The 24,154-nt window shown below is 63.0% G+C and carries 22 protein-coding genes; 8 read left to right on the top strand and 14 right to left on the bottom strand.

What is annotated here, in order from left to right; genetic code table 11:
- Positions 1-106: 106 nt before the first annotated feature.
- The 5 genes from QQL79_RS17470 to QQL79_RS17450 all read left to right on the top strand — a co-directional run bounded on the left by QQL79_RS17470 (position 107) and on the right by QQL79_RS17450 (position 5,384).
- On the top strand, positions 107-1,501 hold the full coding sequence (locus tag QQL79_RS17470) for a murein hydrolase activator EnvC family protein (RefSeq protein WP_284393033.1): 1,395 nt from the start codon (positions 107-109) through the stop codon (positions 1,499-1,501).
- Positions 1,502-1,508: 7 nt separating this feature from the next.
- Entirely contained in the window at positions 1,509-2,939 is a 1,431-nt protein-coding gene (locus tag QQL79_RS17465; RefSeq protein ID WP_284393031.1) for a S41 family peptidase, read from the top strand.
- 85 nt (positions 2,940-3,024) lie between these two features.
- Complete coding sequence (locus QQL79_RS17460) at positions 3,025-4,146, top strand: divergent polysaccharide deacetylase family protein (RefSeq protein WP_284393030.1); 1,122 nt, start codon at positions 3,025-3,027, stop codon at positions 4,144-4,146.
- Between the two features lie 5 nt (positions 4,147-4,151).
- Entirely contained in the window at positions 4,152-4,688 is a 537-nt protein-coding gene (locus QQL79_RS17455) for an RNA pyrophosphohydrolase (RefSeq protein ID WP_284393028.1), read from the top strand.
- A gap of 9 nt (positions 4,689-4,697) precedes the next feature.
- Positions 4,698-5,384, top strand: coding sequence for an aspartate/glutamate racemase family protein (locus QQL79_RS17450; RefSeq protein ID WP_284393026.1), 687 nt, complete (start codon positions 4,698-4,700; stop codon positions 5,382-5,384).
- Between the two features lie 12 nt (positions 5,385-5,396).
- On the opposite strand, the gene QQL79_RS17445 is transcribed toward QQL79_RS17450, so the two are convergent.
- From QQL79_RS17445 to QQL79_RS17405, 9 genes are all read right to left on the bottom strand, one after another.
- Positions 5,397-7,547: a methyl-accepting chemotaxis protein gene (locus QQL79_RS17445; protein WP_284393024.1), complete on the bottom strand. Its 2,151-nt coding sequence runs from the start codon at positions 7,545-7,547 to the stop codon at positions 5,397-5,399.
- A 197-nt stretch (positions 7,548-7,744) separates the two neighbouring features.
- Positions 7,745-8,170 (bottom strand): F0F1 ATP synthase subunit epsilon, encoded by a 426-nt coding sequence (locus tag QQL79_RS17440; RefSeq protein ID WP_284393022.1) that lies wholly within the window; start codon positions 8,168-8,170, stop codon positions 7,745-7,747.
- Between the two features lie 81 nt (positions 8,171-8,251).
- Positions 8,252-9,691 (bottom strand): F0F1 ATP synthase subunit beta, encoded by a 1,440-nt coding sequence (gene atpD / locus QQL79_RS17435; RefSeq protein WP_284393021.1) that lies wholly within the window; start codon positions 9,689-9,691, stop codon positions 8,252-8,254.
- A 24-nt stretch (positions 9,692-9,715) separates the two neighbouring features.
- Positions 9,716-10,603: a F0F1 ATP synthase subunit gamma gene (locus QQL79_RS17430; protein WP_284393019.1), complete on the bottom strand. Its 888-nt coding sequence runs from the start codon at positions 10,601-10,603 to the stop codon at positions 9,716-9,718.
- A 66-nt stretch (positions 10,604-10,669) separates the two neighbouring features.
- Positions 10,670-12,205, bottom strand: coding sequence for a F0F1 ATP synthase subunit alpha (gene atpA / locus QQL79_RS17425; RefSeq protein WP_284393017.1), 1,536 nt, complete (start codon positions 12,203-12,205; stop codon positions 10,670-10,672).
- Positions 12,206-12,766 carry a F0F1 ATP synthase subunit delta gene (locus QQL79_RS17420; protein ID WP_284393015.1) on the bottom strand — a complete coding sequence of 187 codons (561 nt, stop codon included), beginning with the start codon at positions 12,764-12,766 and terminating at the stop codon, positions 12,206-12,208. It lies immediately after the preceding gene.
- 244 nt (positions 12,767-13,010) lie between these two features.
- Complete coding sequence (locus QQL79_RS17415; RefSeq protein WP_284393013.1) at positions 13,011-13,316, bottom strand: BrnA antitoxin family protein; 306 nt, start codon at positions 13,314-13,316, stop codon at positions 13,011-13,013.
- Entirely contained in the window at positions 13,306-13,572 is a 267-nt protein-coding gene (locus tag QQL79_RS17410) for a BrnT family toxin (RefSeq protein WP_284393012.1), read from the bottom strand. The genes QQL79_RS17415 and QQL79_RS17410 overlap by 11 nt, the downstream gene beginning before the upstream one ends.
- 58 nt (positions 13,573-13,630) lie before the next feature.
- Entirely contained in the window at positions 13,631-15,799 is a 2,169-nt protein-coding gene (locus QQL79_RS17405) for a primosomal protein N' (protein ID WP_284393010.1), read from the bottom strand.
- Between the two features lie 123 nt (positions 15,800-15,922).
- Here QQL79_RS17405 and QQL79_RS17400 point away from each other — a divergent pair, with 123 nt between their 5' ends.
- The 3 genes from QQL79_RS17400 to QQL79_RS17390 all read left to right on the top strand — a co-directional run bounded on the left by QQL79_RS17400 (position 15,923) and on the right by QQL79_RS17390 (position 18,375).
- Positions 15,923-16,114: a hypothetical protein gene (locus QQL79_RS17400; protein ID WP_284393009.1), complete on the top strand. Its 192-nt coding sequence runs from the start codon at positions 15,923-15,925 to the stop codon at positions 16,112-16,114.
- 131 nt (positions 16,115-16,245) lie between these two features.
- The gene (locus tag QQL79_RS17395; protein WP_284393008.1) at positions 16,246-17,175 is read left to right on the top strand and encodes a tyrosine recombinase XerC; all 930 of its coding nucleotides are present in this window, start codon (positions 16,246-16,248) and stop codon (positions 17,173-17,175) included.
- 249 nt (positions 17,176-17,424) lie between these two features.
- Positions 17,425-18,375, top strand: a complete 951-nt coding sequence (locus QQL79_RS17390) for a DMT family transporter (protein WP_284393006.1) — start codon at positions 17,425-17,427, stop codon at positions 18,373-18,375.
- A gap of 1,994 nt (positions 18,376-20,369) precedes the next feature.
- Here QQL79_RS17390 and QQL79_RS17385 read toward each other — a convergent pair.
- The 5 genes from QQL79_RS17385 to sdhD form a co-directional block, all read right to left on the bottom strand.
- Positions 20,370-21,155: a succinate dehydrogenase iron-sulfur subunit gene (locus QQL79_RS17385; RefSeq protein WP_284393005.1), complete on the bottom strand. Its 786-nt coding sequence runs from the start codon at positions 21,153-21,155 to the stop codon at positions 20,370-20,372.
- Between the two features lie 70 nt (positions 21,156-21,225).
- On the bottom strand, positions 21,226-21,513 hold the full coding sequence (locus tag QQL79_RS17380) for a hypothetical protein (protein WP_284393003.1): 288 nt from the start codon (positions 21,511-21,513) through the stop codon (positions 21,226-21,228).
- Positions 21,513-21,941 carry a DUF3052 domain-containing protein gene (locus QQL79_RS17375; RefSeq protein WP_284393001.1) on the bottom strand — a complete coding sequence of 143 codons (429 nt, stop codon included), beginning with the start codon at positions 21,939-21,941 and terminating at the stop codon, positions 21,513-21,515. Before QQL79_RS17375 ends, QQL79_RS17380 begins: the two co-directional genes overlap by 1 nt.
- Positions 21,941-23,755 (bottom strand): succinate dehydrogenase flavoprotein subunit, encoded by a 1,815-nt coding sequence (gene sdhA / locus QQL79_RS17370; protein WP_284392999.1) that lies wholly within the window; start codon positions 23,753-23,755, stop codon positions 21,941-21,943. Before sdhA ends, QQL79_RS17375 begins: the two co-directional genes overlap by 1 nt.
- Positions 23,756-23,761: 6 nt before the next feature.
- Positions 23,762-24,154 (bottom strand): succinate dehydrogenase, hydrophobic membrane anchor protein, encoded by a 393-nt coding sequence (sdhD, locus tag QQL79_RS17365; RefSeq protein WP_284392998.1) that lies wholly within the window; start codon positions 24,152-24,154, stop codon positions 23,762-23,764.

Below are 24,154 nucleotides of genomic sequence, written 5' to 3'. Positions count from 1 at the left end.
GACGTAAGATCACGATATGGTTAAGCAGAGTTAACCTCTGGTTTTCCGGGGCCTTGCTATGGTGCGCGGATTGATTCGGGCGCTCCGCGCCGCTGCTGGAGATGTCATGGCAAAGCTGCCAGGCAAGAGGTTGGGCAAAAAGCTGACAGGGCCATTGGCCGCCTTGGCGCTGGCAGTGACGTCATCGCTGCCCCTGCTCGCCCAGACCGTGCCGGCGCCCGCTGTACCGGACCCGGCCACGCCGGCAAATCCGCCAGCCGCGCCCGCCATCGCTCCAGCCGCCCCTGCGCAACCGGCGGCAGCTGCTGCCGATCCTGCCGCGGCGCAGACCGATCTCGAGGCCGTGGAGGCCTCGATCGCTTTGAGCCAGGAACGGGTCGATGCGCTCAAGGCCGAGATCGCCGAGATGGAAGGCGACCGCACCAAGCAGAATGCCGCGCTCATCGCCGCCGCCCAGCGCGTCAAGCTGGCCGAGATCGAGGTTGCCGATATTGAGGAGCGGCTTTCCGAACTCATCGTTTCCGAGCTCGAAGTGCGCGGCAGGCTCGATGGCTCCAATGCCGAAATGGCCAATGTGCTGGCCGCGCTTGAGCGTATTTCGCTCAATCCGCCACCGGCCCTGATCGTCGACCCCGACGACGCCCTGGGCTCCGCCCGCAGCGCCATTCTGATTTCCGCCATCGTGCCGCAATTGCGCGCCAAGGCCGACGCCGTCACCGCCGACCTCAAGCAATTGACCGAAATCAAGGCAGCCGCCCTGGCCGAGGAAGCAACCCTCAAAGCCAATTTCTCGGTGCTCGAGGAAGAACAGCTCCGTATCGCCACGCTGATCGCGGCCCGCAAACAGGGCATCGATGTCCGTTCAAGCGAACTGGCCGCCCAGGAGGCCGAGGCCGTCGCACTCGCCGCCCGCGCCACCACGCTCAAAGAGCTGATCGATAGCCTCTCGGCCCGCGCCACATCGGTACAAACGCCATCCACCCCGACCGATCCCAATGCCGTCACCATGACGCCCGACGAGATTCGCGTGGCGCTGGCCAATAGCGCGCGAACCGAGCCCGCGCTGCCTTTTGCCAATGCCAAGGGCTACCTCACCATGCCCGCCAATGGCGTCAATGTGGTCGATTATGGCGCCAGCGACGGCTTTGGCGGCATTTCCCACGGCATCTCCGTGGTCACCCGTGCCGAAGCCCAGGTGGTGGCGCCAGCCGATGGTTGGGTGCTTTATAAGGGTCCCTACCTCAATTACGGCCAAATCATCATTCTCAATACTGGGCAGAACTACACCACGCTCCTGGCGGGGCTCGATGCGGTCAGCGTCGATATCGGCCAGTTCGTGTTGATGGGCGAACCTTTGGGCACCATGGGATCACGCACAATTGGGCGTACCGTAACCACCAATGCTGGCAACTCCCAACCGACCCTTTATATTGAACTGCGACAAAACAACGAGCCCGTCGATCCGACCGGATGGTGGGCGACCCCGACACAGAGTGGATAGAACCCTCATGCGCTTTACGACCATCCGCGCCGCTGCTTTGACATTGGCGCTGCTGCTGCCTGCATCGACCCTTGTCGCGCAGGAAACCGCCCCGGCTCCGGCCGAGGAAACCCCGGTTCCTACACCCGACCAGGCTCCCGATCAGGCACCGGCCGAACCGGCCCCGGGTGGCGAACAGCCCGAGCCCACGCCGGAAGAAAAGGCCGAGGCCCCCCGCGATCCGCTCGAAGTCTATGCCGATCTCAACCTGTTCGGGGAAATCTTCGACCGCATCCGCGCCGAATATGTCGACGCCCCCGATGAGCAGGAGCTGATCCGCGCCGCCATCCAGGGCATGCTGACCTCGCTCGATCCTCATTCCGGCTACCTGCCGCCCGCCGATTACGATGAAATGCGCGAAGACACTTCGGGCGAGTTCGGGGGCCTGGGCATCGAAGTCACCATGGAAGAAGGCATCGTCAAGGTCGTCTCCCCGATTGACGATACGCCCGCGGCCAAGGCCGGTATCATGGCCAACGATCTGATCGTGGCCATCGATGGCGTACAGGTTCAGGGCCTGACCCTTGATGACGCCGTCGCCAAGATGCGCGGCCCGCTGGGCACCTCGGTCAAGATCACGGTGGCCCGCGAGGGCGTGCCCGATCCGCTCGATTTCGAGCTGACCCGCGCCACCATTGCCATGCGCGCCGTGCGCTGGTCCATGGAAGGCGATGTCGCCGTGCTGCGTCTGTCGCGCTTCTCCGAACAGGCCTTTGTCGGCATCCAGCAGGCGATCAAGGACATTTATGCCGAGCGCAAGGACGTGCCCCCCAAGGGCATTATCCTCGACCTGCGCAACAATCCCGGCGGCCTGGTCGACCAGTCGGTCTATGTCGCCGATGCCTTCCTCAAGCAGGGCGCGGTCGTTCTGACCCGTGGTCGCGTGCCGGAGGAAAGCGCCCGCTATGACGCCCAGCCCGATGCGCTCGACGCCCAGCTGTCCGATGTGCCCCTGGTCGTGCTGATCAATGGCGGCTCGGCCTCGGCTTCGGAAATCGTCGCCGGTGCCCTGCAGGACCATAAGCGCGCCACCATCGTGGGCACCCGCTCCTTCGGCAAGGGCTCGGTGCAGTCGATCATCTCGCTTGGCCCCGATGGCGCCATGCGCCTCACCACGGCGCGCTATTACACGCCCAATAACCGCTCCATCCAGGCGCTGGGCATCGTGCCCGATATCGAGATCAAGCAGACCGTCCCCGCCGAATTGCAGGGCCGCGACGAAATCATCGGTGAGGCCGGGCTTGCCGGCCACATCACGGTCGAAGGTCAGGAAGAGACCACGGTCGGCTCCTCGGTCTATGTCCCGGCCGACAAGGCCGAAGACAATCAACTGCAATATGCCATCGGCCTGATCAATGGCGAGGAGACCGATCCGGCCTATCCGCCCAAAGCCGAATGACCGGGGCTTCTATGCTATGACATTGACGGGGCGGGGTGGCTGATTCGTCGTCCCGCCCCTTGCTTATTCATACGGACCCCTTTCGATGGCCAATGATCTCAGCACGCCGCTGACCGGCCGCAAACGCAAACCCGGGGAAGCCGGCCGCGGCTTTCCATTGGCGCGCATCCTCTTTGCCATCATCGCGCTGCTCGGGCTTGGCCTGGTCTTGCGCCTGGTTCTGGCCAACGACCCCAATGGCGGCCGGCCGAGCCAGGAAGTGGCGATCACCTCGACACGCAATGCCAACGAACTGGCCAATGTCGTGGCAAGCGGCCCCGCCACCATCACGGCCGATCCCCAGCAATATCCGGCCGGCGGCTCGATCACGACGATCGGCGCCGATACCGTCCCCGCTGCAAGCCAGCCCGATGCTTTCGGCGCCCTGGCCGATCTCAGCGAGGAAACCGCCGAAGGCGCCATTCCGCGCATTGCCGCCGATGGCCGCACCCCCTTCGCCACCTATTCCCGCCCCAGCACCGCCCCTGCCGGCCTGCCCAAACTCGCCATCATTGTCAGCGGGCTGGGCATCAACGAGCAAGGCTCGCTCGACGCCATCGAGCGCCTGCCCCCCGATATCACCCTGGCCTTTGCCCCCTATGGCAAGACGCTCGCCAATACCGTGGCGGCCGCCCGCAGCAGCGGCCACGAGGTCCTGCTGGAAATCCCACTCGAACCCTTCGACTATCCGCAAAACGATCCCGGCCCACAGACCCTGCTGACCGGGGAAACGCCCCGTTCCAACCTCGATAAGCTGTTCTGGCTGATGGCCCGCTTCGGCGGCTATGCCGGCATCATCAACAATATGGGCGCACGCTTTACCGCTTCGGCCGCCGATTTTTCTCCCATCATGGAAGAATTGGGCGCGCGGGGCCTGGGCTATGTCGACGATGGCTCCTCCAACCGCTCCGTGGCGCCGCAGCTGGCGGCCGGAAACAAGGTGCCGTTTTCCCGCGTCGACGCCATGATCGATGCCAATCCCTCCCAGCAATCCATTCTCGCAGCGCTTACCAGCCTTGAGGCCAAGGCGGTGGAGAACGGTCAGGCAATCGGTATTGTCAGCGCCCTACCCATATCGGTAGCGGCCGTCGCCGAATGGGCGGCCGCTCTTGAAAGCAAAGGGCTCGTTCTGGTTCCCGCCAGCGCCCTGATGAAACAAGCAGAGTAGATGTGATGACCAAGGCCCCAGACCGCCAATCCATGCCCTATCGCGATTGTGTCGGCATCGCCGTCTTCAACCGTGAGGGCAATGTCTTCATCGGTCGCCGCAAGCCGGAGGACGATCCCGAGGATACCTCTGAGCACAATGCGCCCTGGCAAATGCCGCAGGGTGGCATCGACAAGGGCGAGGACCCGCTGCGCGCCGCTCTGCGCGAATTGCACGAAGAAACCAATATCACGGCGGTAAGCCTGCTCGCCGAAGCGCCCGAATGGATTTACTACGACCTGCCCGATGAAGCGCTTGGCATTGCGCTCAAGGGCAAATATCGCGGCCAGCGTCAGCGCTGGTTCGCCTTCGCCTTTACCGGCCAGGACAGCGAAATCGACGTCGACAATCCCGGCGGCGGTAAGTTCCACGCCGAATTCGACGCCTGGCGCTGGGAAAAGCTCACGCGCACCCCCGGCCTGATCGTCCCCTTCAAGAAGGACGCCTATGACAAGGTCGTGGCCGCCTTTGCCGATATTCCGCAGCGCTTTACCCACACATAGGCTGGCGGCATGAAAACTATCGGCCTTATCGGCGGCATGAGCTGGGAATCCACCGCCCACTATTACCGCGTGCTCAACCAGGAAACCGCCGCTCGCCTGGGCGGCCTGCATTCGGCGCCGCTGATCGTGCATTCGGTGGATTTCGCCGATATTGCCGAAATGCAGACGGCCGGAAACTGGGATGAGGCCGGCCGGCAATTGGCTGACATCGCCAAGGGCCTCGAACGCGCCGGCGCCGGGCTGATCGGGCTTGCGACCAACACCATGCATGTGGTCGCCGAAGCCATCACCAGGGACTTGTCGGTCCCCTTCATCCATATCGCCGATCCGACCAGCGATGCCCTATTGGCCGATGGCTTTTCCAGTGTCGGCCTCTTGGGCACCCGCTTCACCATGGAAATGGGCTTCTACCGCGACCGCCTGACCGAGCGCGGCATCACCTCGCTCATCCCCGAGGTCGAGCGCACCAATCTCAACGGCATTATCTACGAGGAATTGTGCCGGGGCATCGTGCGCGAAGAATCCCGCCGCATCTACATCACCGCCATCGAGCGCCTCGCGGCCCGTGGCGCCGAAGCCGTCATCCTGGGCTGCACCGAGATCGGCATGCTGATCGATGATTCCGTCAGCCCGCTGCCGGTCTTCGACACCACCGACCTGCACGCCAAGGCCCTGGTCAGCGCGGCTCTGGGCTAAGCCAGCATCGCCTCACGCCGCCCGCCGCCCCGCTTCCGCTGGCTTATCCAGCACGAACACGTCCACCAGCCCATCGACACCCTGCGCCTGCGCTTCGGTCTGCTCGATCGCGGCATTGATCTCCTCGACCAGCGCCGCATTGTGCTGGGTCATCTCATCGAGCGTCCGTACAGCGGTCGAAACTTCCTCGATGGCGGCGGCCTGTTCCCCGCTTGCCCGGGCAATGGCTTCCACCAGATCGCTATTGGCCCGCACCGCTTCCAGCATCGCCACCAGGCGCGTGGCGGCATCCGAGACCAGCCCCGATCCGCCTTTGACCTCGCCGGCTGATTGCTCGACCAGAGCCTTGACCTCCGCCGAAGCGCTGGCGGCCGATTGCGCCAGCCGCCGCACTTCGACCGCCACCACGGCAAAGCCCTTGCCCGCGTCCCCGGCCCGCGCTGCCTCCACCGAGGCATTGAGCGCCAAAAGATTGGTCTGGAAGGCAATATCGTCGATCATCCCGATAATGTTGGAGATCTTGGCCGAGGATTGCGTAATCCGCTCCATGGCGGCATTAGCGTTGCTCATCACCGTTCCGCTCTCGGCCGCGCTCAGGGCCACGGCCCGCGCCTTGCCCGCCGCATCTCGGGCCATTTGCGCATTGCCCGCCACGGTGCCAGCCAATGTTTCCATGGCCGCTGCCGTCTGCTCGATAGTCGCCGCCTGCCGCGTGGTGCGCTCGGAAAGATCGTTGGCGCCCGACAGGATTTCCCCGGTCGCCAGCCGCAGCGCGCGCGAGGTCTGCTGCAACTGCCCCACCACATCGGCAAAACGCGATACCGTGCCATTGAGCGCATGACGCAGGTCTTCGAATTGCGGCTCGAATGGGGTATCGATGCTGGCCGTCAGGTCGCCCCCGGCCAATTGTTCCAGCCCCTCGCCAATTGCCGCCACCGCGCGCTTGCGCGCCGTGACATCGGTGGCGAACTGGACGATCTTGTAGGGCACGCCATCAAGGCCCAGAATCGGGTTGAACGTGCTCTGGATCCACACCTCACGCCCCTCGGACGTGCGGCGGCGATATTCACCCGCCTTGAACTGTCCTGCCGCCAGATCAAGCCAAAACTGGCGATAGCTGGCAGCCCCCGGATCGACATTGAACAGGAACAGGGCATTGGGCTGGCCCAGCACGCCTTCCTGCCTATAGCCAACGAGATCGAGAAAGTTCTGATTGGCCGCGAGAACCTCGCCCGTAAGGGAGAATTCCACCACCAGCTGCGACATCGAAATGGCATTGAGTTGGCCGGTGTGATCGGCAGCCTCCGCCAGATGCCGATTGGTTTCCGCGCCCAGCTCGGCGACCCGCTGCCCATTGCTGCGGAACACTTCGACGGCCTTGGCCATGGCCCCGATCTCGTTGCGGCGGTCCCGGTAGGGCACGTCGACATGCAGATCGCCATCGGCAATAGCGTTCATCACCGCCGAGAGCCGCGGAATCGGCCGGGTCAATTGCCGCGACAGCAGCAATGCCAACGCGCCGATAACCAGCAGCACACCACCGCCAACCGCCAGCAGCATGGTGAGCGAGCGCCCGACCACAGCCTCGATCGGCGCCCGGTCGATCCCAACCATCAGCGCGCCGATAATGGTGCCATCGGCCGTGGCGATAGGCTGATGCAAAAGGAAATAGGCCCGGCCCTCGATTGTCCCCTCGCTCCGCACCGCCTGGTTGGCCAGCATGGAGGTAAAGAGCGGCGTTCCGGCGGAGATCGGCATATCGGCCAGGCGCTCGCCATCGGCGCGCGCCAGGCTCGTTGTCCCAACCACGAAATCCGGGCTCGCTTCGGTATTGTAGACATAGACCGCCACGTCCTGCCCGGTCACCTGCGCAATCGTATCGATAACGTCATTGGTGCGGAACCGCGGCATGGACCGCATGACGAGCCCGGCGACATTGCCGCTCTCATCGCTCACGACTTCTAGGCTCGGTAGGTTGACTTGCAATATGGCCGCGCTGATGCGGGTCGCACTGGCCACCTGTTTGGCCGCGTCCTCGCTGGCAGTATTGGAAAGGCTGATGAACAGACCAACCAGCACGGCCAGAACGGCAATGGCGATGGAGCCGATTGCCATTGCAGCAATGGCAAAGGTCAGCCGCAAATGGCCCAGAACATTACCCATGATTGCCCCCAAATCCCGCCCCATCCTGGAACGATAGGGCAGAGAGTGGGTGCATTTCGTTAATGCCGGTTTAAATGCGCCTAAATTTCAATGCAGATCAAGGCGTTGCCTATAGTTTGGGCAGCGCTGGCGCAGGCCAAAACAAAACGGCCGCCTCCCACGGGAAGCGGCCGTCAGATGCCAGAAATGGCGAAAACCTAGTGGATATGCGTGCCGTTGATCTGGCCGGCTTCGATCGCCAGGTTCAACAGGCCACTGACCAGAACCTGGGCATAGGACTTGTCATCCGGCGTCTGGGCGCGGGCGAGTTCTTCCTCGGCCGCCTTGATTTCGGCCTGCAGATCGCCCTCGTCGAATTCGTGGAACGGGGAGGCTTCTTCGGCGAGGATCGTCAGACCCTCAGTCGACACATCGGCAAAGCCGCCGCGCACGAAATAGACATGCGCCTTGCCGTCCAGCCCGGTCACGGTGATGAAACCCAGCCGCAGCGTCGTCATGAACGGGGCGTGATCGAACATCACGGTAAAATACCCCTCCGTGCCCGGAACGGTAACCGAGGTCACGACTTCCGACAGCACCAGCCGCTCGGGCGACACGATCTCGATCTTGAGGCCTTCAGCCATTTTTTTGGTCCCTTAGCGGAGCGAACCCATTACTGGGCTTGGCAGCGGGCCCGTCGCGGACGACGAGCCCAGATGACAAAATCAGGCGGCCTGGGCAGCCAGCTTCTGCGCCTTCTTGACGGCATCTTCGATGGTGCCGACCATATAGAAGGCAGCTTCGGGCAGGTGGTCGTACTCGCCATTCACCAGGCCCTTGAAGCCCTTAATGGTGTCTTCGAGCTGTACGAACACGCCGGGCGAACCGGTGAACACTTCAGCCACGTCGAAAGGCTGGCTCATGAAGCGTTCGATCTTGCGGGCGCGGGCCACGGTGAGCTTGTCCTCTTCGGAAAGCTCGTCCATGCCCAGGATGGCGATGATGTCCTGCAGCGCCTTGTACTTCTGCAGGATCTCCTGCACGCGGCGGGCCACCTGATAATGCTCGTCGCCAACCACCAGCGGATCAAGGATACGCGAGTTGGAGGCCAGCGGATCCACGGCCGGGTAGATGCCCTTTTCCGAGATAGCGCGGTTCAGCACGGTCACGGCGTCGAAGTGGGCGAACGAGGTCGCCGGCGCCGGGTCGGTCAAATCGTCGGCGGGCACGTACACGGCCTGCACCGAGGTAATCGAGCCCTTGTTGGTCGTGGTGATGCGTTCCTGCATCGCGCCCATATCGGTCGCCAGCGTCGGCTGATAGCCCACGGCCGAAGGAATGCGGCCCAGCAGAGCCGACATTTCGGCGCCGGCCTGGGTGAAGCGGAAAATGTTGTCCACGAAGAACAGCACGTCCTGGCCCTGGTCGCGGAAGTTCTCGGCGACGGTCAGGCCGGTCAGCGCCACGCGGGCACGCGCCCCCGGGGGCTCGTTCATCTGGCCGAACACCAGGGCACACTTGGAGCCCGCGGCCGAACCACCATGCTCGGCCGGGTCCTTGTTCACGCCCGATTCGATCATTTCGTGGTAAAGGTCATTGCCTTCGCGGGTGCGTTCACCCACGCCCGCAAACACCGAATAACCACCATGCGCCTTGGCGACGTTGTTGATCAATTCCTGGATCAGCACGGTCTTGCCCACGCCGGCGCCGCCCATCAGGCCGATCTTGCCGCCACGAGCATAGGGCCCGATCAGATCGACGACCTTGATGCCGGTGACCAGCACCTGGCTTTCCGGGGACTGCTCGGCAAAGGAGGGAGCGTCCTGGTGGATTTCGCGCTTTTCGGTTTCCCCGATCGGGCCGGCTTCGTCGATCGGCTCGCCGATGACGTTCATGATGCGGCCCAGGGTGGCTTCACCCACCGGCACCGAGATGGCAGCGCCGGTATCGGTGACTTCAGCACCGCGCACCAGGCCTTCGGTGGTGTCCATGGCAATGGCACGCACGGCATTTTCGCCCAGGTGCTGGGCCACTTCCAGCACGAGGCGCTGGCCATTATTGGTGGTTTCGAGTGCGTTCAGAATCGCGGGCAAATGACCGTCGAACGTGACGTCCACGACGGCGCCGATGATCTGCGATACGCGGCCGGCCTTTTTCTCTGCCATTTGCTTCGTCCTTCGCTGGATTGCTTAGAGCGCTTCCGCGCCCGAAATGATTTCGATGAGTTCTTTGGTGATCTGGGCCTGGCGCTGGCGGTTATAGCTCAGCTGCAGCTTGCCGATCATTTCGCCGGCGTTCCTTGTCGCATTGTCCATCGCGGACATCTGCGCGCCGTAGAACGAGGCGCCGTTTTCGAGCAGGGCGCGGAAAATCTGCACGCTGATATTGCGCGGCAGCAGGTCTTCCACGATCGCCTCTTCGCTCGGCTCGTATTCATAGGGCACAGTGGACGCGGCCACATGGCCTTCACCTTCGGGCTTTTCGATTTTGGCCGGGATGATCTGCAGCGCCGTCGGCACCTGGCTGATCACCGAGTTGAACTTGGCAAAGAACAGCGTCGCCACGTCGAACTCGCCGGCCGCAAACAGGGCCTGCACCTTTTCCGAAATCTGCGCCGCCTGGGCAAAACCGACATTCTTGACGTCGCGGAAGCTGACCGTCTCGATGATATTGTCGGGATATTGACGCTTGAGAATGTCATTGCCCTTGCGGCCGACGGTCAGGATCTTGACCGTCTTGCCCTCGGCAAGCAGCTTGGCGGCATGATCGCGCGCCAGCCGGGCGATGGACGAATTGAAACCGCCCGCCAGGCCACGCTCGCCGGTCGCCACAATCAGCAGATGCACCTGGTCCTTGCCCGTGCCGGCCAGCAGGACCGGAGCCCCGGTCTGGCCTTCATAGACCGATGCCAGGCTCGCCAGCACCTTGCCCATGCGTTCGGCATAGGGGCGCGCGGCCTCGGCAGCGTCCTGCGCACGGCGCAGTTTGGCCGCCGCGACCATCTGCATGGCCTTGGTGATCTTTTGCGTCGATTTGACCGAATCGATCCGGTTCTTGAGGTCCTTTAGCGACGGCATCTGCCTATCGTCTCCTTGGGCCTTGAAGCGCGACCGGCAAGCCGGTCACGCGCCAGACAAACTTACTTAAGCCGCGTAGGTCTTCTTGATCTCGTCCAGAGCCGACTTGAGCTTGGCACGGGTATCGTCGCTCAGCGCCTTCTCGGTCGCGATCGTCTTGAGAATGTCGGCATATTTGCCGCGCAGTGCGCCCAGGACGGTCTTCTCGAAATCGGCAACCTTGTTGACCGCGATGCTATCGAGATACCCATTGGCGCCGGCAAAGATCACCGCAACCTGTTCTTCCGTCTTGAGCGGGGAGAACTGGGGTTGCTTCAGCAATTCGGTGAGGCGCGCGCCACGGTTCAGCAGGCGCTGGGTTGCAGCGTCAAGATCGGAACCGAACTGAGCGAAGGCGGCCATTTCGCGATACTGGCTGAGTTCGCCCTTGAGCGAGCCGGCAACCTGCTTCATCGCCTTGATCTGGGCCGAACCGCCCACGCGGCTCACCGACAGACCGACGTTCACGGCCGGGCGGATACCCTGGAAGAACAGGTTGGTTTCAAGGAAGATCTGGCCATCGGTGATCGAGATCACATTGGTCGGAATATAGGCCGACACGTCATTAGCCTGGGTTTCGATAACCGGCAGCGCGGTCAGCGAGCCCGAACCGTGATCCTCGTTCATCTTGGCGGCGCGTTCGAGCAGGCGGCTGTGGAGGTAGAACACGTCGCCCGGATAGGCTTCGCGGCCCGGCGGACGGCGCAGCAGCAGCGACATCTGACGGTAGGCGACGGCCTGCTTGGTCAGATCGTCATAGGCGATCACGGCATGCTGGCCATTGTCACGGAACCACTCGCCAATGGCGCAGCCGGTGAACGGGGCGATATACTGCAGCGGTGCCGGATCGGACGCAGTCGCGGCGATCACGATGGAATAGGGCAGCGCACCCGATTCTTCGAGCTGACGCACGAACTGGGCGACTGTGGAACGCTTCTGGCCGACAGCGACATAGATGCAATAGAGCTTGTCGGTGTCCGACGCATTGGTGTCATGGGCCGGCTTCTGGTTGAGGAAAGTGTCCAGAATGATGGCCGACTTGCCGGTCTGGCGGTCGCCGATGATCAGCTCGCGCTGGCCGCGGCCGATCGGGATCAGCGCGTCAATGGCCTTGAGGCCCGTCGACATCGGCTCATGCACCGACTTGCGCGGCAGGATGCCCGGAGCCTTGACGTCGACGCGGCGGCGCTCGGTATGCTCGATCGGGCCCTTGCCGTCGATCGGATTGCCCAGACCGTCGACAACGCGGCCGAGCAGGCCACGGCCAACGGGGGTATCCACGATCGCGCCGGTGCGCTTGACGACATCGCCTTCCTTGATGGCGCGGTCATTGCCGAAGATCACGACGCCGACATTGTCGGCTTCGAGGTTGAGAGCCATGCCCTTGACGCCGCCCGGGAACTCGACGAGCTCGCCGGCCTGCACATTGTCCAGGCCATAGACGCGAGCGATACCGTCGCCGACGCTCAGCACCTGGCCGACTTCGGAAACCTGGGCTTCCTGGCCGAAATTCTTGATCTGGTCCTTGAGGATCGCAGAGATTTCCGCGGCTTTGATGTCCATTTATCCGACCTCTTTCATGGCGATCTTCATCGCGGTCAATTTCGTCTTGAGGGAAGAGTCGATCATCTGCGATCCGACCTTCACCTGAAGGCCACCGATCAGCGAGGCATCGACGAACTGGTTGAGCGTAACGGTCTTGCCCAGCTTGGCCTTGAGCGTTGCGGCCAGCGACTTGACCTGCGCGGCGGTCAGCGGCGCCGCCGAAGTCACATCGGCCGAAACCTCTCCGCGCGCCGCAGCGGCCAGCTCGCGGAACCCCACGATGATCGCATCGAGCGCAAACAGCCGGCCATTCTTGGCAACGAGCCGCAGGAAATTGGCGACAAGACTATTGGTCTTGGCCTTGGCCAGCAGCGCGTCGAGCGCATGGGCCTTGCTATCGCCGGAAATGACGGGGGATCGCAAAAAGCGGGAAAAGTCCTGGCTTTCCCCGATCAGCCGGGAAACGTCGGACAGCGACGTCTCGACCGATGCCAATTGATTCTCGCTCTGGGCGAGGTCGAACAACGCCGACGCATATGGCCGCGCGATCTGGGTAAGCACTGAATCCTGCGCTGCCAATGCCGCTTCACCCTCTTGGTTGCCCGCCTGACGATCTGCCCCATTTCGTGGAAGAAACCGGGCGGTCGTTGACGCTTGTTCTTGTCTGGAAAAGGAGCCGTCCGGAGACCCCTTTAAAGTCGCGCTGGCTCTAGCACAAGGCCCAAGCGCCACGCAAGGCTTGGCGGGGAGATTCAAAGGCGGCGAAAATGTCGCAGGGTACAACGTTCCACGGCAAGTTCACCGCGGCCGTGTCGGCAGCTGACTAAGCCGACTTCTTCTGGTCCTTCAGACTCTGCGCCAAAACCGCATTCATCCGCGTCTGCCAGCCCGGACCGCCGGCCTTGAATCCATCCACAACCTCGGGGTCCAGCCGCAAACTGACCGAGACCTTGGGCGCTTCCGATTTGGGACGGCCAGGCATAGGCAGACCGCGCTCGGCAAAGAACTGCTTTGCCGGGATGGAGCGCCGCATAGCCTCCTCGGTCAGCTCGGGGGTATCCTCATCAGGAACACCATAGAAGCTGTCGTCGTCTGGCAATCTGTTATTGGACTTCGGATCATCGACCATAGCGTAGATAGTCCCTTCTGCTGAACCGCCTCATCGTGATGAGGCGCACTGTGTCGCCGCGCATGGTGAAAGCAATATGGTACCGCAAACCATCCGAGGCAGGGCCGCGAGCGATGAACCGCTCCTCACCATAATCTCTGCGGCTGTCGGTCTCGATTATCGCTTCGTCCCACAGAAACGCTCTGGCGATCTCGAAGCCCACCCCATGCTTGGCCTTGTTCGTTGCGTTCTTGGTCTCGTCCCATTCGAAATCCATCGAGCCCCCTCAATGTAGTCGTCTGAACGCGTCTCGTCAATTTTCGTATATACAAAAATTACATAAAGCTCATCGGGTCGATATCCACCTGGACCCGTAGATTCCCCGTCACCTTCTCCGCCGAATTGAGCCAGAACCGCACATAGCCGGAGAGATCGAAATCCTTGCCCGACTGAGCCAGCAGCCGCACGCGATGCCGGCCGCGGATAATGGCGACGGGTGCATCGGCCGGGCCGAAGAGTTTTACCCCCTCTGCCATGGGGGCAGCCGACAGCAGCCGCTTGGCGAAGCCCATTGCCGTGTCGTGCTCATTGGCCGAGACGATCAGTGCCGCCAGCCGCCCGAATGGCGGCAGCCCACCGGCCTCGCGCGCCATCAGCTCATGGGCGTAAAAAGCCTCCCGATCACCCGTCACCATGGCCCGCATCACCGGATGATCGGGGTGATAGGTCTGGAGGAACGCCTTGCCCGTCTTGGAGGCCCGCCCGGCCCGCCCGGCCACCTGAGTCAAAATCTGATAGGTCCGCTCCGCCGCGCGCGGATCGCCGTGCGCCAACCCCAGATCGGCATCGAGCACGCCAACCACCGAGAGCTTTTCAAAATGGTGGCCCTTGCTGACCAGCTGGGTGCCGATGATCAGGTCATATTCGCCCCGCTCGATCTCGGCGAAGCGCTCGCGCAGTTGTGCATTGGAGCCCATATCGGAGGAGAGAATCACCCGCCGCGCATCGGGGAAGCGCGCCGCCGCCTCTTCGGCCACCCGCTCGATCCCCGGCCCCACCGCGATCAGCGTATCTTCCTCGCCACAGGCGCTGCAGGTCTTGGGGGTGCGCATTTCATGCCCGCAATGGTGGCACATCAGCACGCCCCGGAAGCGATGCTCCACCATCCAGGCCGAGCAATCGGGACATTGATATTGATGCCCGCAAGCGCGGCACAGCGTCAGCGGAGCATAGCCGCGCCGGTTGAGGAACAGCAGCGCCTGCTCGCCCCGGTCCAGCGCCGCAAACACTTCGCGCGCCAGCACTGGCGCGATCCACTGCCCCTTTTCCGGCCCGTCGATCCGCATGTCGATAGCGGTAATGTTGGGCATGGCCGCTTCAGCAAAGCGCGAGGTCAGCAGCACATGGGCATAGCGGCCGACATTGGCATTATTGCGCGTTTCGACCGACGGCGTGGCCGAACTCAGCACCACCCGCGCCTCAGCCAGATGCGCCCGCACAATGGCCATGTCGCGGGCATGGTAATTGACCCCGTCCGATTGCTTATAAGCGCCGTCATGCTCTTCATCGAGCACTAGCATGCCCAGCTCGCGAAACGGCAGGAACAGCGCCGAGCGCGCCCCAACCACCGCCCGCACACTGCCCTCGAGCACGCCGCGCCATACCTTAGCCCGCTGCACCGGCGTCATATCCGAATGCCACTCGGCCGGGCGCGTGCCGAAGCGCCTGGTGAAGCGGTCCAAAAATGTGTGGGTCAGCGCAATTTCCGGCAGCAGGATCAGCGCCTGCCGCCCGGCCCGCAAGGTATCGGCCACCGCCTCGAAAAACACCTCGGTCTTGCCACCCCCGGTGACGCCGTCGAGCAGGGCGACGCCGAACCGCCCGGCATCGAGCGCCACGATCTGGTCAAGCGCTGCCTGCTGTTCGGGGTTGAGTACCGTGGCCGTCGCTTCCGGATCGGGCGGTAGCACGATGGGCGGCGGCGGCATTTCCAGCCGTTCGATGGCCCCGGCTCGCTCCAGCCCCTCGATCACCGAAGTCGAAACGCCGGTGGACCCGACCAGTGCCGCCTTGGGCCAGGCCATATCGTCCATCAAGGCATCGAGCACCCGTAACCGGGCCGGCGTCAGCTTCTCCGGCTCAAGCCCGGTGCGCCGGAAAGCCACGATTGGCTTGGGCGTATCGAGCGCTTCGGTCGAGCGCAGCACGGCGCGCAATACCTGGCCGGGCGCCGCCAGCGTATAGCGCGCTACCCATTCGACCAGCTTGAGCAATTCCTCGCTGAGCGGGGGCACGTCATAGACCATGGCGATATCGCGCAGCCGATTATGCGCCACCATGTCCTTGGGCGGCCCCCAGACCACGCCAAGCGTCAGCCGCGGCCCCAGCGGCACAGCCACGATCGAGCCGCGCGTGACGCTCATATGGGCGGGCACGCGATAGCTATAGGGGCCCTCGACGGCCACCCCCACCATCACGGCGACAATGTCTGGACGTGTCTCCATTTGTGCCTGTTCTGTTCGCATCCCGGCGCGGCCAGCGCAAGTGATTCTGCTGCTCCCGCCGACTGCTGACAGGCCCTGTCAGGGGTTGGGTGCAGGATGTTTTTCCAAGCACAGGAGGATGTCATGACTGAGATGATCGATCGCGTGCCCCTGGCCGATGATGTCGTCGCCATTGCCAAGCGGGCCAGCCTCTATCAATTGCTGCAATCGGCTTTGCAGCGCCAGAAACGGGTGCAGGAACTGCCACCGCGCCTCTATGCCGACCTGGGCCTGCCGCCCAGCCAATGGCCCGATTTTACCCCACGCTGCCGCTGAGTCCTCACCTCTCCCATCTGAGAGGTCGGCGCAGCCCCGGGGTGAGGGGACCTTCCCATGCAGGACCTCCCAGGTTCCCTCACCTCCCCAATTGCTACGCTTTTCTAACCGGCCGGCGCTAAACTTGCGCCATGGTCGATTCAGCCTTTGCCACCGACGATTTCATCCGCGCCCAGATCGGCGCCTGGCAGCGCGAGCTGGGCTCGGTCCGCCGGCTGGCCGGCAATACGCTGACGGCCTATGGCCGCGACCTCGATCAATTCCTGCAATTTCTCGCCGGCCATGCCGGCGGCACGGTGACGCTGGCCGTGCTCAAGGACCTGCGAGGCGCCGATATCCGGGCCTTCATGGCCCAGCGGCGCAATGAAAGCCTGGGCTCGCGCTCGCTGGCCCGGGTGCTCTCGGCGCTCAAGAGCTTCTTCCGCTTTCTCGAGCGCGAGGGTGTGCTCGCCACCGAGGCGCTCAATGTCATCCGTACGCCAAAACAGCCCAAATCCCTGCCCAAGGCGCTGACGGTGAGCGAGGCGCGCCGCACCATTTCGACCACCGAAGAGATGGAGGAACGCCCCTGGGTCGCCGCCCGCGACATGGCCGTGCTCTCGCTGTGTTATGGCGCCGGGCTCCGTATTGCCGAGGCTTTGGCGCTGACCCGGGCCGATCTCGAATCGACAACGCTGCGTGTGACCGGCAAGGGCGGCAAGGTGCGGATGGTGCCGCTGATCGAGGCGGTGCGCAAGGCGATCGAGCTTTATGTCGAGCTTTGTCCGTTCAAATCCTGGCCCGAGGAGCCCCTGTTCCGGGGGGTAAAGGGCGGGGTGCTGTCGCCCCGGCTGATTCAGCTGCGCGTCGCCCAGCTGCGCGGCGCGCTGGGCCTGCCGCCTTCGGCTACGCCGCATGCGCTAAGGCATTCTTTTGCAACGCATTTATTGGGCCGTGGCGGCGATCTGCGCGCCATCCAGGAACTGCTCGGCCATGCCAGCCTTTCCACCACCCAGATCTATACCGCCGTCGATACCGAGCGCCTCCTCGAAAGTTATCGCAAGGCCCATCCCAGGGGCTGATTTGTGCACAGACTGTTAGCATCGGCGGCGCATTTCGTGCCGAACGGTTATCGCCAAAGCCGCCTTGCCAGCGCTCACGCCGGGCAGTACGAAACGGATATGCACGCGCCCGCCACCATTCTCCTTGCTCTTTGGCTTTCTGGCTCCCCACGGGACCGGAACGAGCGCTGACGTCAAGCCCTTCGTCTCACCGGCCCGCCTTTCAGGCGCTCTGGTGATCTGGCAGGCGGGCTCCTCAGGAACCGCCTCATGTCCACCCCCGCCTCCGCCGCCCCCACAGAAACCGCCAGCGACCCCATCGGCTATGCCTTCGCCGTTGCCGGGGCGATCCTGTTTTCCACCAAGGGCATTTTCATCAAGCTGGCCTATGGCCAGGGCGTCTCGACAGAGATGCTGCTCAGCCTGCGCATGATCGTCGCCTTGCCGGTCTATCTGGTCATTTTGCTCACCATTCTGCGCCGCGGGGATAAGCCGGCAGGCCTGCTGACCCCGGCAACCATCATTGCCAGCATGGCGGTGGGAATTTTGGGCTATTATGTCTCGAGCTATCTCGATTTCCTGGGGCTGAACTTCGTCAGCGCCCAATATGAGCGGCTGGTACTGTTCACCTATCCCTTTTTCGTCGTGCTGTTCGGCGTCTGGTTCTTCGGCGACCGCATGGCCTGGGGCGTGGTGCCCTCCATGCTGGTCTCCTATGGCGGGCTGCTGGTGATTTTCGGCTGGAACCTGGCCGTCAACCCGGATGGCCTGGTGATCGGCACCATGCTGGTGCTGGGCTCGGCCATCACCTTTGCGCTCTACCAGCACCTGGCCAAGCGGCAGATGCTCAAGCTGGGCTCGGCGCTTTTCACCTGTATCGCCATGTCGACCGCCGCCATCTGTGCGATTGCCCAGAACCTGGTCATTGCCGGTCCGCAAAGCTATCTGACGCTTTCGCCCCAGATCTGGAGCTACGGGCTGGCGCTGGGCGTATTGGGCACCGTGCTGCCCTCATTCCTGATGAATGCCGGCATGGCACGCATCGGGGCGCGGGCCACCTCGTCCACCGCCGCCTTCGGGCCGGTCGTCACCATTGTCATCGCCGTCATCGTCCTGTCCGAACCCTTCACCTTTTTCCATGCCATCGGCACCGCCCTGGTGCTGTTGGGTTCGGTATTGTTCACAAGAGCTGAACGCCGGGCCCGCAATCGCAAGGACTAAAACTCTGTCGGCTGCCGCAAAGCCGCTATATTGTGCAGCCACCACTGCGGCGACACCTTCGGAAAGGGACAACCGATGCAAGCATATAAGCGGTTGCTGGGCGCAACCACATTGGGGCTGATTCTGGCGGCAGGGCTTGCCGCACCAGCCTTTGCCCAGAAAATCGACAATAAGACGGGACCGAGCACTCTCACCACCACGGCCGGCGACATCGACTTCGGCGATGATTCGAGCGAATGGGCCAATGACGGGGAATGTGACGACCCGCGCTTCTCGGGCGAAGGCAGCGCCGATGAATTGCTCGACGAGGACATCCGCAAGGATGCCACCGATTGCCGTGCCGCCTATGAAGCCGGCACCGTAACCCTGGTCGAGGACGGCGCCACGACCGTCGACATTGCCCCTCCCGCCTCGGCCGCCGATATCGATTTCGGCGATGACAGCAGCGAATGGGCCAATGATGGCGAATGCNTTCGGCGATGATTCGAGCGAATGGGCCAATGACGGGGAATGTGACGACCCGCGCTTCTCGGGTGAAGGCAGCGCCGATGAACTGCTCGACGAAGACATCCGCAAGGATGCCACCGATTGCCGCGCCGCCTTTGAAGCCGGCACCGTGACCCTGGTGGACGGCGCTTCGGACACTCCGGCGACAGTCACCACCACTGGCGACATCAACTTCGGCGATGATTCGAGCGAATGGGCCAATGACGGGGAATGCGACGATCCGCGCTTTTCGGGCACCGGCAGCGCCGCCGAACTGCTCGACGCCGATATCGCCAAGGACGCCACCGACTGCAAGGCCGCCTATGAGGCCGGCACCGTGACCTTTACCGGAGATACCGGCGCGGCCGCGACCGCCGTCGACATTTCCGATATCGACTTTGGCGACGACACCAGCGAATGGGCCAAGGATGACGAGTGTGACGATCCGCGCTTCTCGGGCCCGGGCGCCGCTTCCGAAATGCTGGACGAGGATATCGCCCACGACGCCACCGACTGCCGCGCCGCCTATGAGGCCGGCACCGTGACCTTCGACCCCGATGGCACCGCCGCCAGCAATACGAGTTCGGCGCCCACCGAATTCGACTATGGCTATGACACGTCCAAATGGGCCAATGACGGGGAATGCGACGACCCCCGCTTTGCCGGCGAAGGCACCAACAAAAAGCTGCTTTACGAAGACCAGATGGCCGACGCCACCGATTGCAAGGCGCTGGAAGCCGAAGGCAAGGTGCAGATCCGCGAGGTCTACCAGCCCAGCTATGCCGCCGGCGCGCCCTATGACAGCAGCCATATCGAGTTCGGCGACAATAGCTCGAGCTATGCCGATGATGACCAATGCGACGACCCGCGCTTCGAAGGCCCGGGCGCAGCCATCACCCTGCTCGAAAGCGATAGGGACCACGACGCCAATGACTGCAAGGCCGCCTTCGAGGCCGGCACCATTGTCCTGAAGGAAGACGACGGGCTGTAGGTTTTTGCGGATTTGATTTCAGGCGGCGGGGCGAAAGCTCCGCCGTTTTTTGTTTTGGCCTTCGGGCATCGGGGCTTTCGACGTCCGGATGATCGTTCCGACGCTTCGGGCTATCCTCCACACGATCGCCTTCCTCGGGCTCGACCCGGGGACCACTCGCCGCACCTGCCGGGTTGAGACTGGCCCTCGGGTCAAGCCCGAGGGAGGCGCGGTGGTTGGGAGAGATGGGGGGCACGAGCAAGTGTCCAGCTCCAACGTCCGAACTCGAAATCACTCCTTCGCTATCCTCCTCACAAAGTCATTCCCGCGCAGGCGGGAATCCATTCTTTCGTTGTGATGGAATTTTTGAGAGTGGATTCCCGCCTGCGCGGGAATGACGCCGTGGGTGAAATAAGCACCAGCCCGCCCCTCCCCATCGATGGGATGGCGCGGTGGTAGAATGAGGGAAGAGGCAACCGCCAAACAAAAAGCCCGCGAGGTCATCCCCGCGGGCTTGTTCAAACCAAAAACGCAAAAACTACGCCGCGACCTTGCGCTCCACCATCATCTTCTTGATCTGGGCAATGGCCTTGGCCGGGTTGAGCCCCTTGGGGCAGACCTTGGCGCAGTTCATGATGGTGTGGCAGCGATAGAGCTTGAAGGGGTCTTCGAGGTCGTCGAGCCGCTCCTGCGTGCTCTCGTCACGTGAATCGATCAGCCAGCGATAGGCCTGCAGCAAGGCGGCCGGCCCCAGATATTTTTCGCCATTCCACCAATAGGACGGGCACGAGGTGGAGCAGCAGGCGCACAGGATACATTCATAGAGCCCGTCGAGCTTGGCGCGCTCGGGCACCGATTGCGTCCATTCCTTTTCGGGCGTGGGCGAGGTGGTCTTGAGCCAGGGCTCGATGGCGCGGTGCTGGGCATAGAAATTGGTGAGGTCGGGCACCAGGTCCTTGACCACCGGCATATGCGGCAGCGGATAGATCTTGATCGGGCCGGTCGAGTCGTCCATGCCCTTGGTACAGGCCAGGGTATTGAGCCCGTTGATATTCATCGAGCACGAGCCGCAAATGCCCTCGCGGCAGCTCCGCCGCAGCGTCAGGGTGGGATCGACCTTGTTCTTGATCCAGAGCAGGCCATCCAGGATCATCGGGCCGCAATCGTCCAGATTGACGAAATAGGTATCGATGCGCGGATTGACGTTCTGGTCGGGGTCGTAGCGATAGATGTGATATTCGCGCAGGCGCTTGGCACCCTCGGGCTTGGGCCAGGTCTTGCCCTTCTGAGGCCGGTCGGCCTTGGGGAGCATCAGTTCGACCATTTTTGGTCCTTTCCTAAGTGCCGCTCAACCGGCACTGAATTTGGTCAGTCCGCGGTGTCGCGAACAAAGGCTAGTAATTCGGTTTGCAGACCTGGTTGCTCTTGGCGACATAGGTATTGTAGGCCGCGTAATCACCTTCAGCGGGCGAGCCGCCCTTCATCGAGGCAATCACCACGCCCATGAAGCGCTCGTCGATCAGGCTCATCGCCGCATCGGCCTTGCAGGAGCACAGCGTGTCATCGCTCGCGATCCCCATGCAGACCTGGTAAAATTCGGTCTTCTGCGCCGGCGTGGGCGCGGCGGCAAAAGCCGGCGCCGCAAAAACTATTACACCTACCAAAGCCAGTCCCAGACGCATCAGCGCAATTCCTTCCGGATCACCAGTTTCAGCCCCGACCAGGTCTGATCGACGGCGCAGACCTTCACATCCACCAGCCCCAGCGGCAGCACCACGGAGCGGATCACATCCTCGGTGATATCGGTGGCGATACCAGCCGCCTTTTTCGGCCAGCTCACCCAGATCATCCCATTGCGGGCGATCATGCCCATCAACCGCCGTGCCAGAGCCTCAAGCACCGCCCGGGCAGTGGTGAAGAGATGGATCACGTCATAGCCGGTCCCATCGCCCAGCCGATCGGTACCGACGCGGCCGGCCTCGACAAATTGCCGGCTCAAAGCCAGCTCGGCCAAAGTCTCGGGCAGATCGACAAACAGCACGCGCTGCCCATCCTTGAGCCCCAGCTTTTGCGCCAGGGGTGTGCCCGAATATCCGGCCGGATCGCTCATTAGTAAACACGTGCCTTGGGCGCGATTTTCTTGAGGTCGATGCCGCCTTCGCTTTGCGGGGTGAGCGGATCGACGATCACCGGCCGGTAGCTGAGCGCGACCGCCCCGGTATCGACATTGACCCGGGCCAGCGTGTGTTTGCGCCATTCCTGGTCGTCGCGATTGGGGAAATCCTCATGCGCATGGGCGCCGCGGCTTTCGTGGCGGGCTTCGGCAGAGACCACCGTGGCGATGGCGCAGGTCATGAGGTTTTCCAGCTCCAGCGTTTCCACCAGGTCCGAATTCCAGATCAGCGAGCGGTCGGTGACCTTCACCTCGGGCAGGCGCGCATAGATTTCGCTCATCGCCTTGACGCCGTTCTTGAGCGACTGGTCGGTGCGGAACACGGCGGCATCGGCCTGCATGGTGCGCTGCATCTCATCGCGCAGCTTGGCCGTGGGCTGGCTGCCATTGGCATTGCGGAGGCGATCGAAGCGGGCGAGGATTTTGGCGTCCTCGGCAGCATTGATGCCGGGCACGGGGCTCGACTTATCGATCACCTTGCCGGCGCGAATGGCGGCGGCGCGGCCGAACACCACAAGGTCGGTCAGCGAATTGGAGCCCAGCCGATTGGCGCCATGCACCGAAGCGCAGGCCGCCTCGCCCACCGCCATCAGGCCGGGCACGATGCGATTGGGATCGTCCGCCGTCGGATCAAGCACTTCGCCATGATAATTGGCGGGAATGCCGCCCATATTGTAGTGCACGGTCGGCAGCACCGGGATCGGCTCGCGGGTGAGGTCTACGCCGGCGAAAATCTTGGCGCTCTCGGTAATGCCCGGCAGCCGCTCATGCAGCACTTTCGGGTCGAGATGATCGAGGTGGAGATAGATGTGGTCCTTGTTGGGACCGACGCCCCTGCCCTCGCGGATTTCGAGCGTCATGCAGCGGCTCACCACGTCGCGCGATGCCAGGTCCTTGGCATTGGGGGCATAGCGCTCCATGAAGCGCTCGCCTTCCGAATTGGTCAGATACCCGCCCTCGCCACGCGCGCCCTCGGTGATGAGGACACCCGCGCCATAAATGCCGGTGGGGTGGAATTGCACGAATTCCATATCCTGGAGCGGCAAGCCCGCCCGCGCCACCATGCCATTGCCGTCGCCGGTGCAGGTATGGGCCGAGGTGGCCGAGAAATAGGAGCGGCCATAGCCGCCGGTCGCCAGCACGACCAGCTTGGCGCGGAAGCGATGCAGCGTGCCGTCATCGAGCTTCCAGGCGATCACGCCCTGGCATTCCCCGTTCTCGCCCATGATCAGGTCGAGCGCGAAATATTCGATATAGAATTGCGCATTGTTGCGCAGGCTCTGCCCGTACAGCGTGTGCAGGATCGCGTGGCCCGTGCGGTCGGCGGCGGCGCAAGTGCGCTGCACCGGCGGGCCATCGCCGAATTCGGTCATGTGGCCGCCAAAGGGGCGCTGATAGATCTTGCCCTGCTCGGTGCGGCTGAACGGCACGCCGTAATGTTCCAGCTCATAGATGGCGGCCGGAGCTTCGCGCGCCAGATATTCCATGGCGTCATTATCGCCCAGCCAGTCCGACCCCTTGACAGTGTCGTACATGTGCCATTGCCAGCTGTCGGGGCCCATATTCTGCAGGGACGCGGCAATGCCGCCCTGCGCCGCGACGGTATGGCTGCGGGTGGGGAAAACCTTGGTGATGCAGGCGGTGTTGAAACCCTGCTCGGCCATGCCCAGCGTCGCGCGGAGGCCTGCGCCGCCGGCGCCCACCACGACCACGTCGAATTCGTGGTCGATGAGTTCATAAGTGGAAGCCATCAGGCACTAACCCCAGAAGACGAGCTTGAGAATGGAAACCACGCCGACAAGGCCGACGGCGAGGCAGAACATGGTGTTGAGCATCATGTAGAGGCCGTAGGTACGGCCGGAAAAATAGTCTTCCAGCGTATCGCGCATGCCATTGCGCATATGCACGGTCACGATGGCCAAGAGCACCGCCAACGGAATGCCGACAAAGCCATTGCCGATCAGCCCCACCATCTCGGCCCGGTCGTGCCCCGCCAGCCGCACCACGATGAAGACCAAGAGGCCCACAAACAGCACATTGATCGCGCCGGTCAGCCGCTGGGTGATGAAATGGCGGGTCGAAGCGGGCCCATTGCCATATTTGGTCTTGGGATTGGCGATGACCTCGCGGGTGATCACTTGTTCACGCAT

It is taken from the genome of Devosia yakushimensis (assembly GCF_030159855.1).
Classification (GTDB): domain Bacteria; phylum Pseudomonadota; class Alphaproteobacteria; order Rhizobiales; family Devosiaceae; genus Devosia; species Devosia yakushimensis.
The sequence above is the reverse complement of the archived record's forward strand: the minus strand, read 5'-3'. Positions and strand labels throughout refer to the sequence as shown.

Excerpts from the sequence above, each read along its gene's own strand:
- QQL79_RS17410 (WP_284393012.1), bottom strand. The coding sequence starts at position 13,572 with ATGGATTTCGAATGGGACGAGACCAAGAACGCAACGAACAAGGCCAAG.
- QQL79_RS17470 (WP_284393033.1), top strand. The coding sequence starts at position 107 with ATGGCAAAGCTGCCAGGCAAGAGGTTGGGCAAAAAGCTGACAGGGCCA.
- sdhD (WP_284392998.1), bottom strand. The coding sequence starts at position 24,154 with ATGCGTGAACAAGTGATCACCCGCGAGGTCATCGCCAATCCCAAGACC.
- QQL79_RS17385 (WP_284393005.1), bottom strand. The coding sequence starts at position 21,155 with ATGGTCGAACTGATGCTCCCCAAGGCCGACCGGCCTCAGAAGGGCAAG.
- QQL79_RS17430 (WP_284393019.1), bottom strand. The coding sequence starts at position 10,603 with ATGCCGTCGCTAAAGGACCTCAAGAACCGGATCGATTCGGTCAAATCG.
- atpA (WP_284393017.1), bottom strand. The coding sequence starts at position 12,205 with ATGGACATCAAAGCCGCGGAAATCTCTGCGATCCTCAAGGACCAGATC.
- QQL79_RS17390 (WP_284393006.1), top strand. The coding sequence starts at position 17,425 with ATGTCCACCCCCGCCTCCGCCGCCCCCACAGAAACCGCCAGCGACCCC.
- QQL79_RS17460 (WP_284393030.1), top strand. The coding sequence starts at position 3,025 with ATGGCCAATGATCTCAGCACGCCGCTGACCGGCCGCAAACGCAAACCC.
- QQL79_RS17375 (WP_284393001.1), bottom strand. The coding sequence starts at position 21,941 with ATGAGCGATCCGGCCGGATATTCGGGCACACCCCTGGCGCAAAAGCTG.
- QQL79_RS17405 (WP_284393010.1), bottom strand. The coding sequence starts at position 15,799 with ATGGAGACACGTCCAGACATTGTCGCCGTGATGGTGGGGGTGGCCGTC.
- QQL79_RS17455 (WP_284393028.1), top strand. The coding sequence starts at position 4,152 with ATGACCAAGGCCCCAGACCGCCAATCCATGCCCTATCGCGATTGTGTC.
- QQL79_RS17440 (WP_284393022.1), bottom strand. The coding sequence starts at position 8,170 with ATGGCTGAAGGCCTCAAGATCGAGATCGTGTCGCCCGAGCGGCTGGTG.
- QQL79_RS17450 (WP_284393026.1), top strand. The coding sequence starts at position 4,698 with ATGAAAACTATCGGCCTTATCGGCGGCATGAGCTGGGAATCCACCGCC.
- QQL79_RS17465 (WP_284393031.1), top strand. The coding sequence starts at position 1,509 with ATGCGCTTTACGACCATCCGCGCCGCTGCTTTGACATTGGCGCTGCTG.
- QQL79_RS17400 (WP_284393009.1), top strand. The coding sequence starts at position 15,923 with ATGACTGAGATGATCGATCGCGTGCCCCTGGCCGATGATGTCGTCGCC.
- atpD (WP_284393021.1), bottom strand. The coding sequence starts at position 9,691 with ATGGCAGAGAAAAAGGCCGGCCGCGTATCGCAGATCATCGGCGCCGTC.
- QQL79_RS17445 (WP_284393024.1), bottom strand. The coding sequence starts at position 7,547 with ATGGGTAATGTTCTGGGCCATTTGCGGCTGACCTTTGCCATTGCTGCA.
- QQL79_RS17395 (WP_284393008.1), top strand. The coding sequence starts at position 16,246 with ATGGTCGATTCAGCCTTTGCCACCGACGATTTCATCCGCGCCCAGATC.
- QQL79_RS17380 (WP_284393003.1), bottom strand. The coding sequence starts at position 21,513 with ATGCGTCTGGGACTGGCTTTGGTAGGTGTAATAGTTTTTGCGGCGCCG.
- sdhA (WP_284392999.1), bottom strand. The coding sequence starts at position 23,755 with ATGGCTTCCACTTATGAACTCATCGACCACGAATTCGACGTGGTCGTG.
- QQL79_RS17415 (WP_284393013.1), bottom strand. The coding sequence starts at position 13,316 with ATGGTCGATGATCCGAAGTCCAATAACAGATTGCCAGACGACGACAGC.